At 72.4% G+C, this 15,382-nt stretch carries 16 protein-coding genes; 10 read left to right on the top strand and 6 right to left on the bottom strand.

Going from position 1 to position 15,382, the window contains the following annotated elements; translation table 11 throughout:
• Window positions 1-13: 13 nt before the first annotated feature.
• Window positions 14-514, bottom strand: a complete 501-nt coding sequence (locus tag ACH34R_RS35635) for a MarR family winged helix-turn-helix transcriptional regulator (RefSeq protein ID WP_397565994.1) — start codon at window positions 512-514, stop codon at window positions 14-16.
• 128 nt (window positions 515-642) lie between these two features.
• Here ACH34R_RS35635 and ACH34R_RS35630 point away from each other — a divergent pair, with 128 nt between their 5' ends.
• The 10 genes from ACH34R_RS35630 (at window position 643) to ACH34R_RS35585 (ending at window position 9,803) form a co-directional block, all read left to right on the top strand.
• Window positions 643-2,097 (top strand): NAD-dependent succinate-semialdehyde dehydrogenase, encoded by a 1,455-nt coding sequence (locus ACH34R_RS35630; RefSeq protein WP_397565993.1) that lies wholly within the window; start codon window positions 643-645, stop codon window positions 2,095-2,097.
• The gene (locus ACH34R_RS35625) at window positions 2,094-2,339 is read left to right on the top strand and encodes a hypothetical protein (protein WP_397565992.1); all 246 of its coding nucleotides are present in this window, start codon (window positions 2,094-2,096) and stop codon (window positions 2,337-2,339) included. Before ACH34R_RS35630 ends, ACH34R_RS35625 begins: the two co-directional genes overlap by 4 nt.
• Before the next feature lie 329 nt (window positions 2,340-2,668).
• A complete protein-coding gene (locus ACH34R_RS35620) occupies window positions 2,669-3,013 on the top strand; it encodes an aminotransferase class III-fold pyridoxal phosphate-dependent enzyme (protein WP_397565991.1) in 345 nt (114 codons plus the stop codon).
• 189 nt (window positions 3,014-3,202) lie between these two features.
• A complete protein-coding gene (locus tag ACH34R_RS35615) occupies window positions 3,203-3,487 on the top strand; it encodes a hypothetical protein (protein WP_397565990.1) in 285 nt (94 codons plus the stop codon).
• Window positions 3,472-4,530 carry an ABC transporter substrate-binding protein gene (locus ACH34R_RS35610; protein ID WP_397565988.1) on the top strand — a complete coding sequence of 353 codons (1,059 nt, stop codon included), beginning with the start codon at window positions 3,472-3,474 and terminating at the stop codon, window positions 4,528-4,530. Before ACH34R_RS35615 ends, ACH34R_RS35610 begins: the two co-directional genes overlap by 16 nt.
• A gap of 10 nt (window positions 4,531-4,540) precedes the next feature.
• On the top strand, window positions 4,541-5,434 hold the full coding sequence (locus ACH34R_RS35605; RefSeq protein ID WP_397565986.1) for an ABC transporter permease: 894 nt from the start codon (window positions 4,541-4,543) through the stop codon (window positions 5,432-5,434).
• Entirely contained in the window at window positions 5,427-6,242 is an 816-nt protein-coding gene (locus tag ACH34R_RS35600; RefSeq protein ID WP_397565984.1) for an ABC transporter permease, read from the top strand. Before ACH34R_RS35605 ends, ACH34R_RS35600 begins: the two co-directional genes overlap by 8 nt.
• On the top strand, window positions 6,239-7,378 hold the full coding sequence (locus ACH34R_RS35595; RefSeq protein ID WP_397565983.1) for an ABC transporter ATP-binding protein: 1,140 nt from the start codon (window positions 6,239-6,241) through the stop codon (window positions 7,376-7,378). The genes ACH34R_RS35600 and ACH34R_RS35595 overlap by 4 nt, the downstream gene beginning before the upstream one ends.
• A gap of 26 nt (window positions 7,379-7,404) precedes the next feature.
• Complete coding sequence (locus tag ACH34R_RS35590) at window positions 7,405-8,130, top strand: phosphotransferase (RefSeq protein ID WP_397565982.1); 726 nt, start codon at window positions 7,405-7,407, stop codon at window positions 8,128-8,130.
• A gap of 2 nt (window positions 8,131-8,132) precedes the next feature.
• Window positions 8,133-9,803, top strand: coding sequence for an amidohydrolase (locus ACH34R_RS35585; RefSeq protein ID WP_397565981.1), 1,671 nt, complete (start codon window positions 8,133-8,135; stop codon window positions 9,801-9,803).
• 221 nt (window positions 9,804-10,024) lie between these two features.
• Here the strand turns inward: ACH34R_RS35585 and rfaE2 are convergent, their stop codons facing one another.
• Genes rfaE2 through ACH34R_RS35560 form a run of 5 tightly spaced genes read right to left on the bottom strand, consistent with a single transcriptional unit; the run spans window position 10,025 to window position 15,371 of the window.
• Window positions 10,025-11,428 carry a D-glycero-beta-D-manno-heptose 1-phosphate adenylyltransferase gene (gene rfaE2, locus ACH34R_RS35580; protein ID WP_397565980.1) on the bottom strand — a complete coding sequence of 468 codons (1,404 nt, stop codon included), beginning with the start codon at window positions 11,426-11,428 and terminating at the stop codon, window positions 10,025-10,027.
• 56 nt (window positions 11,429-11,484) lie between these two features.
• Window positions 11,485-12,546 carry a glycosyltransferase family 9 protein gene (locus ACH34R_RS35575; RefSeq protein ID WP_397565979.1) on the bottom strand — a complete coding sequence of 354 codons (1,062 nt, stop codon included), beginning with the start codon at window positions 12,544-12,546 and terminating at the stop codon, window positions 11,485-11,487.
• 31 nt (window positions 12,547-12,577) lie between these two features.
• A complete protein-coding gene (locus tag ACH34R_RS35570; protein ID WP_397565978.1) occupies window positions 12,578-13,324 on the bottom strand; it encodes an ABC transporter ATP-binding protein in 747 nt (248 codons plus the stop codon).
• Window positions 13,321-14,412 (bottom strand): FecCD family ABC transporter permease, encoded by a 1,092-nt coding sequence (locus tag ACH34R_RS35565; RefSeq protein ID WP_397565977.1) that lies wholly within the window; start codon window positions 14,410-14,412, stop codon window positions 13,321-13,323. The genes ACH34R_RS35570 and ACH34R_RS35565 overlap by 4 nt, the downstream gene beginning before the upstream one ends.
• Window positions 14,409-15,371 carry an ABC transporter substrate-binding protein gene (locus ACH34R_RS35560; RefSeq protein ID WP_397565976.1) on the bottom strand — a complete coding sequence of 321 codons (963 nt, stop codon included), beginning with the start codon at window positions 15,369-15,371 and terminating at the stop codon, window positions 14,409-14,411. The genes ACH34R_RS35565 and ACH34R_RS35560 overlap by 4 nt, the downstream gene beginning before the upstream one ends.
• Window positions 15,372-15,382 lie beyond the last annotated feature (11 nt).

Here is a 15,382-nt window from a genome sequence, read left to right as displayed (position 1 = left end):
CGGTGGGCGGCGATCAGTGTTCGGAGCGTTCGAGAACCTTTGCCAGCGTGGCCAACTTGTTCAGTGCCGAGTCGAGAACTTCCTGCTCAAGGGGGGTAAGGCAGACGAGGAAGGCGTCGTTGCGCTCGTTCGCCGCCCGGATCAGGCCGCGGTAGAGCACCCGGCCGCTGCGGGTCAGTGTGAGCTGTGTCCTACGGCCCGGCCCCGGCTCCCGCTCGATCAGGCCGCGCTCGGTGAGCTTGCCGATCACCCGGCTCATCTGTGCCTTGTCCAGCCCGGCCAGCCGGGCGAGCCGGTTGACGGTCAGCGGCTCGTCGGCGCCGAGCAGGGCGATGGTGCGCCACTCGTGCAGCGTCACGTCGAATTCCCGCCGGTAGCGCAGTGCGGCGCTGCGTGAGAGGGCATTGGCCACGCGGTGCAGCCGATAGGAGAGCAACTCTCTGATCGGCAGCATCGGGCGCTCCTCGGCGGCCTCGGCCGCGGTGGAGGATGAGCGCGTGGGGTGGGCGTTCATGCTTCCACTGTAAAGTGGACGACACTGCGAGATCGCCGATTGTGTGTGTTGACAAAAACAACAGGGGGTGCCAACACTGCTGCATACACCGACGGACGACAGCGAAACCCGAGCAAGGAGGCGGCGCCATGGCCGTTGACCCAGCCGACACATCCGCCACGCTGCTGATCGACGGTGAATGGCGCTCCGGTGCCTCCGTCTTCGACGTGGTGGACCCCGCGACGCTGGAAGTCATCGCGAAAGTCGCCGACGGCGGCCCCGGCGACGCGCTCGCGGCGCTCTCCGCGGCCACCGCCGCGTTCCAGACCTGGCGCAACGTGCCCAGCGAAAAGCGGGCGGCCACGCTGCGCAGGGCCGCCGACCGCATCAGGGCCGACGCCGACCGGCTCGCCGCCGTGCTCACGGCGGAGAACGGCAAGCCGCTCGGCGAGTCCCGCGGCGAGATCCTGGGCAGCGCCCGGATGCTGGAGTGGGCCGCGGAGGAGGGCCGCCGGGCGTACGGCAGGGTGACCCCGCCGAACGCCGCGGGCCCCGGACTGGTGATGCGCGAGCCGGTGGGCCCCGCGCTGGCGATCAGCCCATGGAACTTCCCGGCCAGCATGCTGGTCCGCAAGGTCTCCCTGGCGCTCGCCGCGGGCTGCACCGTGATCGCCAAGCCGGCCGAGCAGACCCCGCTGATCGCGACCGAGCTGATCCGCATCATCGCCGACGCGGGCCTGCCCCCGGGCGCGGTCCAGTCGATCACCACGAGCCGTCCCGCCGAGGTGGCCGGGGCGCTGCTCGCCGACCCCAGGCTGCGCAAGGTGAGCTTCACCGGTTCCACCGAGGTCGGGCTGAGCCTGATCAGATCGACCGAGAAGCACCTGCGCCGCACCTCGCTGGAGCTGGGCGGGCATTCGCCGGCCATCGTGTTCGACGACGCCGACCTGGCTTCGGCCGCCGCCGGGGTCGTCGCCGCCAAGTTCGCCAACGCGGGACAGAGCTGCATCTCGATCAACCGGTTGTTCGTGCAACGGACCGTGCTGGAGGAGTTCGTGCCCCTCGTCCTGGAACGGGTGGCCGAGCTGCGGGTAGGCCACGGCACCACCACCGGCACCACGATCGGGCCGCTCATCGACTTCGCCGGCCTGGACAAGGTCGAGCGGCACGTCGCCGACGCCATCAAGCGCGGCGCGACGGCGCTCACCGGCGGGCGCCGCTGGGAGCCCGGCGACGCCAGGCTGACCGGCGCGTTCTACGAGCCGACCGTGCTGACCGGCGTGGACGACGGCATGCTGATCAGCAGCGAGGAGACGTTCGGCCCGGTACTGCCCATCTACGCCTTCGACGACGAGGACGAGGTCGTCGAGCGCGCCAACGCCACCGACTACGGCCTGGCCGCCTACGTCTACTCCAACCGGATGGACCGGGTCATGCGCACCGCCGACCGGCTGAGCTTCGGCCTGATCGGCGTCAACGACCCCTTCCCGGTGCGGCCCGAGCTGCCCTTCGGCGGCATCAGGAACAGCGGGCAGGAGCGCGAGGGCGGCAGCGAGGGCATCGACGCCTACCTGGAGACCAAGTCCGTGTCAGTGAAGCTGTGAACGAGATCGGTGAGGTCGTGAAGGAGGAGGACGCGCCGGCCCCCGCGGAGCCGGACACCTTCAGCATCATCCATCCGCACACCGTGATCGGCGCCCCCGCCTGGCCGATGATCCATGACCGCGGCCAGGGCGCGCTGGTGCGGGATATCAAGGACCACGAGTACATCGACGGCACCTGCGGCCTGTGGCCGTGCCCGGTCGGGCACGGCCGGACCGAGCCGGCCGACGTCGCCGCCGCGTAGATCGGCCGCCTGGAGTCCGGCTCCTCCTTCGGCGACCACTCCAACGAACCGTCGATCCGGGCGGCCGACCGGCTGCTGAGCCTGGCCCCTGCCGGGATCGGACGGGTCTTCTTCACCAACGGCGGCTCGGAGGGCAACGAGCGCCATCAGGCCCGCCCGGCCGGCCCACCGCGACAACGGCGAGCCGGGGCGCACCATCGTTCCGGCCCGCGCCGGCGGCTACCACGGCATGGGCGGCGGCTCGCCCGGCGCGACCGGGATCGACCGGCTGCGCGAGGGCTACGGGCCGCTGATGCCCGGCATCGAGTTCCTGGGCAAGGCCGCACGGCGTGGTCCACGGGCCCGACGCCACCGACCTTCTGGTCGCCGAGCTGGAAGAGCGGATCGCGCGGATCGGCCCCGAGCGGATCGCCGCGTTCATCGGCGAGCCGGTGCTCGGCGTCGGCGGCATGGTGCCGCCGCCCGCGGACTACCGGCCGAGGGTGCAGGAGGTTCTGCGCGGGCACGGCATTCTGCTCATCCTTGACGAGATCGTCACGGCGTTCGGCCGGACCGGGGCACTGGTTCGCCGCCGAGCGTTTCGGCGTCGAACCGCACATGATCGTCGTGGCCAAGGGCCTGTTCAGCGGATACATTTGGGGGGCGGTCCGCATCGGGCGCCGGGTGCTCGATAAAGACCTGCGCCGACGGGGCCTCGTTCCTGCGCGGATTCCCCTGCGACGGGCATCCGGTGGGGGCGGCGGTGTCGCCGGCCAACCTCGACATCCTCGAACGCGAGGGCCTGCTGGACCGCGCCAATCGACTCGGAGACCGGCTGCTCACCGCGCTTGAGCCGCTGGAGTAGCTGGATCACGTTCTTGCGGGTGCGCGGCCTCGGGCTGATGCTCAGGTTCGCGTCCGGCGACGCCGCCTCGGTACAGAGCGGGGCTCGGGCGGAGGGCGTGATCGTCCGCGCCTCGGGCGCCGACATCGTCCTCTCTCCTCCGCTGGTGATCAGCGAGGAGCAGTTGGACAAACCGGTCCAGGTTCTGATTCGCCAGGTCAGGGCAGTGGGCTGGTTCGGGCCGGAAGCCGCCGGGGGCAGCGCCGAGCCGCAATCGACAAACAGTTCCAGCAATACCGGAGGAAGGTCGTGCGTCGGAACATAGGTACCAAGGCCAGGGCCTTGGCCGGCGTGGGCCTCGCCGTGACCCTGGCCGCGGGATGCAGCATCGGCGGCTCACCAGGCGGCGCGGGCGAGAAGTCGCTCACGTTCGTGTCCACCGGGAACCCGTTCCAGGGTCACCAGAAGACCGCGTGGCAGGACCCGTTCACCAAGGAGACCGGGATCAAGGTCCGCAACGACGGCCCCATGGACGAGGCCAAGCTGCGCAGCATGGTGGACGCGGGCAAGGTCACCTGGGACCTCGTGGACACCAGCGCCGCGGCGGCTTCCCAATATTGTGGCACCTACCTGGAGAAACTTGACTTCTCCGTGGTGGACAAGTCGGCGTTCCCGCCGGAGACCGTGGGAGAGTGCGGAGTTCCCGCCTACTTCTACAACCTCATGTTCATGTACGACACCAAGAAGTACGCCTCCGATCCGCCGACCGCCCTGGCCGACTTCTTCGACGTGAAGAAGTATCCGGGCCGGCGGATCGTACCGCCCGATGTCGCCGTCGGCATCCTTGAGGCCGCGCTGCTCGCCGACGGCGTGGCCCCCGACAAGCTCTACCCGCTCGACGTGGAGCGGGCGCTGAAGAAGATGGAGCCGATCAAGCCGGTCACCACCTTCGCCAAGACCTACGGCCAGATGCAGCAGATGCTGGTGGACCGGCAGGTGGACATGGGCCTGGTGCTGACCGCCCGTGCCTACGAGGCGCTCAAGGCGGGCGCGCCGTTCAAGACCGTGTGGGACAAGACCATCGTCAACTGGGACGACCTGGTCATCCCCAAGGGCGCGCCGAACAAGGACGCCGCGATGAAGCTGATCGCCTTCGCGGCCAAGGACGGCCCGTCCGCGCACTTCGCGGAGCTGGCTTCCGTGCAACCGGTGAACGACAAGATCAAGCCCAAGTACAACGAGATCCAGTCGCAGCTCAACCCCTTCACCGACGACCGCAAGGGCGGCGTGGTGCGGATGCGCGACGACTGGTGGGGCAAGAACTTCGACAGGGTGACCGAGCGCTACACGGTGTGGCTGGCCGGCTGAGGACCCACCGATGACCACCGCCACGATCAAGGCCCCGCCCGGAGTCACCCCCGCGCGCGGCACCGGAAGGGCGCGGCGGAACGCGGCGGGCTGGCTGATCCTGCCCGCGGCGGCACTGCTGCTGGTGTTCTTCGTCTACCCGATCGCCACGATCGTCTGGCAGAGTTTCACCGATCCGGCCCCCGGCCTCGGCAACTACGTCGCCCTGCTGCACGACGGCATCTCGGTCACGGTGATCGTGCGGACGCTCGTCACCGCACTCATCGTGGCCGGCTCCACGCTCATCGTCGCCTACCCCTACGCGTACGCGATGACCAAGGTGGGGCCGCGGGCGCGCGGAGTGATGACCGTGCTGGTGCTGCTGCCCTTCTGGACGTCGATGATGGCCAGGAACTTCGCCTGGTACATGCTGGAGCGGCGGGACGGGCCGATCGACCGGATGCTCGGCCTGATCGGCCTGGACGGCGTGGTGCTGCTCGGCACGGTCGCCGGGGTGACGGTGGCCATGGTGCAGGTGATGCTGCCGTTCATGGTGTTGCCGCTGTACAGCGCCATGAAGCAGATCGACCCCCGGCTGCTGGACGCGGCCACCAGCCTGGGCGCCCCGCGCCGGCGCGCGTTCGCCAAGGTCTACCTGCCGCTCTCGGTGCCGGGGATGCTGTCCGGCTTCTCGCTGGTCTTCATCATGACGCTGGGCTTCTACATCACCCCGGCGCTGCTCGGCTCGCCACAGCAGTCGCTGGCGCCCCAGGTGATCGGGCAGGAGGTGAGCGCGCTGCTGGACTTCGGCGGGGCGGGCGCGCTCGGCGCGGTGCTGCTGATGATCACGCTGCTGGTGCTCTTCGTGGTGTCGCGGTTCACCCGGCCGTTCACCGCGCTCAGTGGGACGGTGGGCGATGAGTGATGCGGTCAAGCCGGCCGTCGGCCGCGACCATGCCCTGGGCTGGGGCCTGAAGTCGGTGGTCGCCCTGGTCGCGCTGCTGCTGGCCGCCCCGACCGTGGTCGTGGTGCCGATGAGCTTCTCCGGCGCCGGCACCTTCGAGTTCCCGCCGAAGAACTGGTCGGTGCGCTGGTACGAGGCGTTCTTCAACTCCGAGCGGTGGATGTTCTCGCTGCTCACCTCGGTGCAGATCGCGTTCCTGGTGGCGCTCACGGCCACCGTCCTCGGCGTCGGCGTGGCCTTCGGCCTGGACCGGGCGCGGTTCAAGGGCCGCAACGCGATCAGGTCGCTGATGATGACGCCGGTGATCATGCCGGGGATCGTGGTGGCGGTGGCGATCTACGGCGTGTTCCTGCGCTGGCAGCTCAACGGCACCGCGACCGGCTTCGTGGCAGCGCACACCGTGCTGGCGCTGCCGTTCGTGGTGACCGTGGTGTCCACCAGCCTGGCCGGGTACGACCGGACGATGGACGTGGCCGCCGCCACGCTCGGCGCGACCGCACTGACCACGTTCTTCCGCGTCACGGTGCCGCTGCTCGCGCCCGGCGTGCTGTCCGGCTTCGTGTTCGCCTTCGTGACCTCGCTGGACGAGGTGGTCATCGCGCTGTTCCTGCAGACGCCGGACATTCAGACGCTTCCGGTGCAGATGTACAACTCCATCACTCTGGAGATCGACCCCACGATCGCCGCGGCGTCCAGTCTGATGGTGGCCGCCACCAGCATCGTCCTGCTGGTTCCGCTGCTCGTACGCCGCAAGCGGAGCACATCATGAGCCCAACTCCGAGCGACGGCAGCCACGGCATCCGGATCTCGCGGGTGTCCAAGGTCTATCCCGGCACCGCGCGGCCCGCCGTGGACGACGTCTCGCTCGACATCGCCCCCGGCGAGTTCATGACCCTGCTCGGGCCCTCCGGCTCGGGCAAGACCACCATGCTGTCGATGCTGGCCGGTTTCGTCGGCGTGTCGGCCGGCTCCATCGAGATCGACGGCCGGGACGTCTCCCGGCTCAAGCCGCACCGGCGCAACCTCGGCGTGGTCTTCCAGCAGTACGCGCTGTTCCCGCACATGAGCGTGGCCAAGAACGTGGCCTTCCCGCTCCAGCAGCGCCGGATGTCCAAGGCCGACATCGAGACCAAGGTCGCCGAGGCGCTGAAGCTGGTCCACCTGGAGCCGTACGCCGACCGGCTGCCCACCCAGCTCTCCGGCGGCCAGCAGCAGCGGGTCGCGCTGGCCCGCGCGGTGGTCTACCAGCCGCGCGCGCTGCTGATGGACGAACCGCTCGGCGCGCTGGACCGGCGGCTGCGCGACCAGTTGCAGCGCGAGATCGCCCGCATGCACCGGGAACTCGGCATGACGTTCCTCTTCGTCACGCACGACCAGCACGAGGCGCTGACCCTGTCCGACCGGATCGCGGTCTTCAACGAGGGCCGGATCGAGCAGGTCGGCACCCCCGCCGACCTGTACGAACGGCCCGAGACACTGTTCGTCGCACAGTTCCTCGGCGAGTCCACCTGCTTCCGGGGGACCGTGGACCGGCAGGCCGGGGTGCTGCGCTGCGAACGGTTCTCGGTGCGGGTCCAGAAGGCCCCCGAGACCGGCAGCGGCGTGGTCATCGTGCGTCCCGAGCGCCTTGAGCTGTTCGCGGACGAGACCGAAATCCCCGAGAGCCACAACCGGGTCGCGGCCACGGTGACCGACGTCGTGTACGTCGGCACCCACCACCAGGTGGGCCTGCGGTTCGCCGACGGCACCACCGGCATGGCGATGCGCCCGGTCGGGCCGCCGCTGCCGGCCGCGCCCGGGGACGAGGTCACCGTGGCGTGGGACCCGGCGCACCAGGCCGTCGTGGCCGACCCCGCCGGAGCCGCCGTGCCCGAAGCCCGGTCCGCCGCACCGGTCCTGCCGTGAACCAGCCCGGGGAGGGGAGCCACCGCGTGGCCGCCGCCAAGACCGACCACACCGACGAACGCTTCGAGCGGGAGTTCGGCCGGCCGCTGGCCGAGGCGGGCCGCCGTTCCGCCGAGCCGATGGCCGACGTCGGCGCGGTGACCGGCCGGCCGACCGCGGCCACGGCCGCCTTCGAGCACCCCGACCCGCCCGCGCCGCACTACTGGGAGTTCGGCCACATGGGGGCCGCCCTGGCGGGCGCGCTGCCGTACGTCGCGGACGGGGAGCTGCGCGCGGGGCTGGAACGGGTACGGGACGCGTACGCGCCGGTGCCGGCCGAGCGGTTCGCCGACCTGCCGGTCGCGGTCGTCCACCACGACCTGAACGCCTTCAACGTGCTGGTCACCCGCACCGGGCAGCGCGCCCGCGTGTCCGGCCTGATCGACTTCGGCGACGCGCTGCCCACCGCGCGGATCGCCGACCTGGCCGTCCTCGCCGCGAGTGTGATGCGCGGCCGGCCCGACCCGCTCGGCGACGTGCGCGGGCAGGGCTTCTACAGCGGCGTCGAGTTCGTCCGCGACCGCCAGACCAAGGAGCCCGCGGCCGAGGAGACCCTGATGATCTGCGAGCGGTTCAAGGACGAGGGGGTGCTGGCGTATCCCACCGGCCCGCACTGGAACATCCTGAAACTCAAGCCGCCGCTGTCCTTCACCCCGGCGATGGCCGACGAGTTCGCCGCGGCGCTGGACCGCGTGCTGGAAGCGGGCTGGTGAGCATGACTGCGCAAGCGGATCTCGTACTGCACGGCGGCACGGTGCTCACCGTCGACGACGCCTTCAGCACCGCGAACGCGATCGCCCTGGCCGGAGACCGGATCGTCGCGGTCGGCGGGGACGAGGAGTGCCGCGCGACGGCCGGCCTGGGCGCGCGGGTGGTCGATCTGGGCGGGCGCACGGTACTGCCCGGCATCAACGACGCCCACCTGCACCTGGCCATGTTCGGCCTGTCCGGGCCGCCCTACTCGGTGGAGATGGGGGCGTTCCGGACGCTGGCCGAGCTGCGCGACGCGCTCGCCGCGGGCCCGCCCGGACCTGCGGGCAGCGCCTGGCTGGTGGGGGAGGGCTGGCGGGAGGCGAACATCCCCGAGTTCGACGGGGCGCCCGGCCCGCACCGGGACCTGATCGACCCGATCACCGGCGACCGGCCCGCCATCCTGCATCACGCCTCGCGGCACTCGGTGCTGGTCAACACCGCGGCGCTGCGGCTGGCCGGGATCACCCGCGACACGCCGGACCCGGAGGGCGGTCAGGTCGTCCGCGACGCGGCGGGCGAGCCGACCGGGCTGCTGCTGGAGTCGGCCAAGGGCCTGGTCACCGCGTACGTCCCGGAGCACGCTGCCGACGAGCGGCGCGACGCCATCGTGGCGGCCATGCGCACGCTCAACTCGCTCGGCATCACCAGCGTCACCGACCCCACCGTCTGGCCCGAACTGCTGCGCGACTACACGGCCCTGCGCGTCGCGGACCGGATGACCGTGCGGGTCAACGCCCTGCTGCACTGGGACTGGCCCTCGCCGTCCAGCTCCGCCGAACGGCTCGCGGCGGCCCTTGCGCACATGGGGGCCGCGACCGGGCTCGGGGACGAGTGGCTGCGGGTGGGCGGCTGCAAACTGTTCGCCGACGGCGTGCCCACGCAGTGCACGGCCTGGGTGTACGAGGCGTACCCGGCCGGCGGCCACGGGCACCTGGTCACCCCCGGGGCCGACGACGAGGCCCGGTACGACGAGCTGATGCGGCAGATCGAGCTGGTCCACCGCCACCGGCTCCAGGCCCAGGTACACGTCTGTGGCGACCGGGCGGCGGACGCGGCGGCCGACGGCATGATCCGCGCGCTCACCGCCGACCCGTGGCCGATGGCCAGGCACGCGCTCATCCACGGCACGCTGCTGGACGAGAAGCTGTACGGCAGGCTCGCCGAACACGACATCGGCGTCATCACCAGCTCGCTGATGAAGACGCACAGCGGTGCCTCCATGACCCGCTCCATCGGCGCGGAGCGCTGGTCGCGGGCCTTCCCTGCGGGCGCGCTGCTGGCCGCGGGCGTGCTGGTGGCCGACAGCTCCGACGCGCCGGTGACCTTCCCCGACTGGCGGCGCGGCATCGCGACGTTCGTGGGGGCGCGCCCCCGGCCGTACGCGGAGGTGCCGGACGACCTGCGGCTCACCCGCGAGCAGGCGATCCGGCTGTGGACGGCGGCCGGGGCCTACCTGGAGCACGCCGAGCACCGCAAGGGCACGCTGGCCCCCGGGCTGCTGGCCGATCTCGTGGTCATCGACGAGGACGTCATGTCGGTGGCCGACGAGGACCTCGCGGGCATCACGCCCGCCCTCACGCTGGCCGGGGGCCGCCCGGTCTATGAGTCGGGAACGCTCCCGGCTCTGGCATAGCCCGCGCGGATCGGTCCCCGGGAGGCGGGGGCCCGATCCCCGTGTGGGGGGTCAGGCGGGCTACGACCCGCCCGCCTCGGCCTCCGGGGCCCCGGCCGCGCCCGAGCCGCCGGCCCACCGGGTTGCGGCTCACCGGGACGGCCTCCACCGGCGCCGGGATCGTGTACGTGACCTACGAGTGGGCGGGCAAGCCCGTTTACGGGTCCGTCGCGTAGCGGACGCTACCCGGGGATCTCGCGCATCCGGGCGATCAGGGCCGTGGTGGACCGGTCCGGCAGGTAGTCCAGGATGCGCACATCCCCGCCCAGCGCGCGCACCAGCGGCGCCTCCGGCACCATCTCCTCGGTGTAGTCGCCGCCCTTGACGTAGAGGTCGGGGCGGATCAGGCGAAGCAGCCGCTCGGGGGTGTTCTCCCGGAACGGCACCACGTAGTCCACAGGGTCCAGCGCGGCGAGCACCGCCATCCGATCGCGGCAGGGGTTGACCGGGCGTCCCGGCCCCTTCAGCCGGGCCACGCTCGCGTCGTCGTTGACCGCGACCACGAGCACGTCGCCGAGCCGCCGGGCCTGTTCCAGGTAGCCGATGTGGCCGCGGTGCAGCACGTCGAAGCAGCCGTTGGTGAACACCACGCGCTCGCCCGCGCGGCGGTGCTCCGCGACGCGCTCGGCCACCTGTTCGGCGGGGTCGCCGGAGCGCAGCGCCCGCAGCAGTTCCGCAAGAGTGCAGGTCGCCGTGCCGGGGCGGCGTACCACGACGGAGGCCGCGGCCTGCCCCGCCCGCGCCGCCTCCTCCGGCGTGGCCCCTTCGGCCAGCCACAGCGCGAAGGCCGCCGTGTAGGTGTCGCCCGCGCCGGTGGCCATGTGCTCGGGCGCGGGTTCGGCCAGGGTCCGGTACGGCTCGCGCCCGGCCCGGTGCAGCAGCGTGCCCTCGCCGTCCAGAGTGGTCACCACCAGCTCGGCCGCCGTCGCCGCGAGCAGCCGCCGGGAGCGGGCGGTCAGGAAGCCGATCCGGTCCTCGCCTGCGCCGTCCTCGCCGAGCAGTTCCAGCACCTCGGCGTAGCTGGGCAGCACAGCGTACGGCCGGCAGCCCCGCCAGGGCGCGACCCGGTGCGCGTCCACCACGAGCCGGGGCAGGCCGGTGAGCGCCCGCCGCACGCCCTCGGTGCACACCCCCGCCGCGTAGTCGCAGGCGATGACCACGTCCGCCCGCCGTACCAGGGCGGGCAGCAGGCCGGCCAGCGCGTCCTCCACGTCAGGCGGGATCGGGTCGCGGTCCTGCTCGTCGTAGCGGGCGACGAGCCGGCCGCGGCCGAGCAGCCGCCGCTTGTGGGTGGTCCTGCGTCCCGGCACCGGCAGCAGGGTGGCCCGCACGCCGAGCCCGCGCAGCGCCCCGGCCAGTGTGCCCGCGCGGTCGTCGTCGCCCACCACGGCGACCAGATGCACCCGCGCGCCGAGCGCCGCCAGGTTGGCCGCGGTGTTCCCCGCGCCGCCCGGCGCCTCGGCCACGGCCTCGACGCTGACCACGGGCACCGGCGCCTCCTGCGCCAGGCGATCGACCCGGCCGTCCAGCCAGGAGTCGAGCATCACGTCCCCGACCACGACCGCGTCCACGGTTTCATCGGTCATGCCGGTCCGTTACCCGGGAGGCGGCGGTGAAGTCGAGGCCGTGGTCCTTGTTCTGGTCAACGGCCGGCATCCTGCCGGTCCAGCAGATCGGCGGCCTGTTCGGCGACGGCCTCCACGGGCACCCCGGCCACCCAGGACGTCTCGTGCGGGCACAGCCCGGCCTCCGGGTCCATGCCGTCCGCCCCGCAGGCCGGGCATCGGGTCAGCCAGGAGATCAGCACCCGGTGCGAGGTCCGGGTCAGCGGCCCGGCGTTGACGATGTTGCCGCACCAGTAGATCCCCACGGTGGGGGTGCCGACGGCGGCGGCCAGGTGGCGCGGGCCGGTGTCGTTGGCGATCAGCAGGTCGCAGCGCCGATACAGGGCGGCCAGCGCGCCGAGGCCCAGCCGCCCGGCCGTCACCGTCGCGGGGGCGCGCATGGCGGCGGCGACCCGATCGGCGAGTTCCCGTTCACGCCCGGTTCCGGTGACGACGACGGGACGGCCGAGCCGGTCGGCCACGGCGGCGAACCGCTCCGGCGGCCACCTGCGCCGGGGGTCGTTGGCCCCAGGGTGGACCGCGACCAGGCCGGGCGGCGGGTCGCCGAGCACGGCGGCGAGTTCGGCGCGGTCGCGGCCGGTGACGGCCAGCACGGGTTCCACGGCGGCCGTGGACCCGCCGACCAGCGCGGCGACCTCCAGCAGCCGGAGCGTTTCGTGCTGGTGGTGGGCGTAGCGGACCCAGCGGTCCAGCGGCACGGCGTCCGGGCTGCGCAGCCCGGCGGTGAACCGCGCGCCGATGCCGCGGACGAACGGGTTGGAGTAGAGCCCGCCGCCGTGCATCTGAAGCGCGAGGTCGAAGCCGCGCCGGGCCAGCCGTTCCAGCAGGCCCGGCGGCACGGGATGCCCGGGGTCGGTGGTGCCCACCCCGGAGATCGGCGGCAGCGCCACCACCTCGTCGATCGGCCCGGGACGCCCGCGCAGCAGGCCGGCGTGCCACTCGTGGCCGAGCAGGGTGAGCCGGGCGCCCGGGTAGGCCGCCTTGACGGCCGCGAGCGCGGGCAGCGCCATCACGAAATCGCCCAGCGCGTTGGCGCGCAGTACGGCGATCCGCCGCACCCCGTCGATGGTCGTGCTCATCTGGTACGTCGGCTGCCCCGCCCGGCCGCCGTCAAACCGGCAGGAAGATCCTCGGCAGGTCGTCGGGGCCGGGGGTGACGTGGGCCTCGACATGGTAGACCCGGCGCAGCAGGTCGTGAGTGACCACCTCCACGGCCGGGCCCTCGGCCACGACCCGCCCCTCGCTCAGCACCGCCAGCCGGTCGCAGGCGGCGGCGGCCAGTTGCAGGTCGTGCAGGGTGACCAGGACGGTGACCCCGATCGAGCGGGCCAGGCGCAGCACGTCCACCTGGTGGCGCAGGTCCAGGTGGTTGGTCGGCTCGTCCAGGATCAGCACCTTGGGTTCCTGGACCAGCGCGCGGGCCAGTTGCACCCGCTGGCGTTCGCCGCCGGACAGCGTCGCGTACGGCCGGCGGCGCAGCGGGCCCAGTTCCAGCCGTTCGATGGTGTCGGCGATCAGCGTCCGCTCGGCGGCGGACAACCGGCCGAGCGCGCCCAGGTAGGGGATGCGGCCCAGGCCGACGATCTGCTCCACCGAGTTGTTCAGGTCGGCCGGGGTGTCCTGGGCGAGCACCGCCACCGTGCGGGCGACCTCGCGGGCCGGAGCCTGCCAGACGTCCATCCCGCCGACCGTGATCCGCCCGCCGTCCGGCCGGGTGCTGCGGTAGACGCAGCGCAGCAGGCTGGTCTTGCCGCTGCCGTTGGGACCGACCAGCCCGGCCACCTCGCCCGAGCGCACGCTGAGCGTGATCTCGTGGAGCACGTGCAGCCACGAGACGTCGCGGATCTCGATGTTCAACGGTCCGCCCTGATCAGTAGGAAGAGGAAGAAGGGAGAGCCGAGCACGGCGGTGATCACTCCGATGGGGATCTCGTCGGGCTGGTTGAGCATTCGCGCTCCGACGTCCACCCAGACCAGCAGGAGCGCCCCGGTGAGCGCGCTGAGCGGGACCAGGTGCCGGTTGTCGGCCCCGGCCGCCAGCCGTACGGCGTGCGGCACCATCAGCGCGACGAACCCGATGCCGCCGCTGACCGCGACCACCGTGCCGATCACCAGCGCGCTCACCGTGATCAGCCGCAGCCGCAGCCGGTCCACCTCCACCCCCAGGCCGGTGGCCCCCTCGTCGCCGAGCACCAGGGCGTTGAGCAGGGTGGCACGGGTGACGAACCACGCCGTCGCAGAAAGGACGATGACCGCGGGCACGCCGACGTCCCGCCACTGGGTGCCGGACAGGCCGCCGAGTGTCCAGAACAGCGCGGTCCGCACCTCCTTGTCCGGCGTGGTGAGCACGATGTAGCTGGTCACCGCCTCGGTGAGGGCCGCGACCGCGACCCCGGCCAGGATCAGCCGGGTGGGCGCGAGCTGCCCGCCGCGCCGGGAGATGCCGAGCACGAAACCGAACGCGGCCATCGCCCCGGCGAACGCGGACAGCGGCAGCGACAGCGGCCCGAAGGGGGAGACCCCCGCCAGGATCACCAGCACCGCCCCCAGCGAGGCCCCCGAGCTGGCCCCGATGATGTACGGGTCGGCGAGCGGGTTGCGCAGCACCCCCTGGAGCACCGCGCCCACGGCGGCCAGCCCGGCCCCCACCACCGCGCCGAGCAGCACCCGGGGGAAGCGGATGTCCAGCACGATGACCGACTGCGGCCCGGCCGGGGCCTCGCTCACCAGCCAGGGCGCCAGCCGGTGGCCGAGCATCCGCGCCACGTCGCCCGCCGGGATCGACACCGGGCCGAGCCCCACGGCGACCACGAGCGAGACCAGCAGCACCGCGCCGAGCAGCAGGATCAGGCCCGCGAAACCGAGGCGGCCGGAGCGCGCGGGCGCGGCCGTGCGTTCCCGGGGCGGTGCGGAGGAAGGCGCGGAAGGCTCCGATACCCGGCTCACCGGGCGAGCCCGGCCACGAGGGTGCGCAGCGCCCGCCCGCTGCGCAGGCCGGGCTGGGTGTCGTTGACCGGGATGACGATGAACCGCTTCTCCTTGACCGCGGTGACGTTCTTGATCGGCTCGTAGGAGGTGAGGAACGCGATGGCCTTCGCCGCGGGCTCGAACGCCTGGTCCTCCACGACGATCGCGTCGGGGTCCCGCTTGACCAGTTCCTCCCAGGAGATCTGGGAGTAGGAGGTCACCTCGGGGAAGACGTTCTTGCCGCCGGCCCGGCGGATCAGGTCGTCGAGCAGGCCGTTGGAGCCTGCGGTGGCGGCCTTCTCCATGCCGCTCGCGTAGTCGAAGACCGTCGGGGTGCCGCCGACCGGCTTGACGGCGTCCACCTCGGCCGAGAGTTTCGCCACCAGTTCCTCGGCCTTGGCGGGCGCGCCCAGGAGGCGGCCGAGTTCGCGGATGTCGGTGTAGCTGTCCTCGACGGTGGCCTTGTGGTCCGGGCAGTTGCCGGACAGCAGGTAGGAGTTGACGCCCTCCTGGCGCAGCCTGGCGCGGTCGCCGAGGGCCTTGGGGCCGAAGTCGTCGGGGTAGCCGCTGACCACGAAGTCGGGGTTGGCGGCGAAGACCGTCTCCTTGGACGGGGGCGGGAAGGCCGACTCGGCGATGATGTTGACGCCCTTGAACGCCGCCGCCGCCTCGGGCAGCAGCTCGCCGGGCGCGACGGCCCCGACCAGCCGGTCCCGTGCGCCCAGGGCGAGCACGATCTCGGTGGCGATGGTGCTGGAGGCGACGATCCGCTTCGGCGGCGAGTCGAAACGGTACTTCGCCCCGCAGTTGGTCACCTCGATCGGGGCGGGCTCGTCCGGTCGCGCCGCCTGCTGGGCGGGCTCGCCGCCGCCACAGCCGGCCGTACCCGCCAGAGCGGCCAGCGCCGCCACGGCCAAAGCGGCGATCGATCTGCGCATGGGGTCTCTCC

This window comes from Spongiactinospora sp. 9N601, assembly GCF_044326295.1.
Classification (GTDB): Bacteria; Actinomycetota; Actinomycetes; order Streptosporangiales; family Streptosporangiaceae; genus Spongiactinospora; species Spongiactinospora gelatinilytica.
This window is presented reverse-complemented; position numbering and strand designations above follow the sequence as displayed.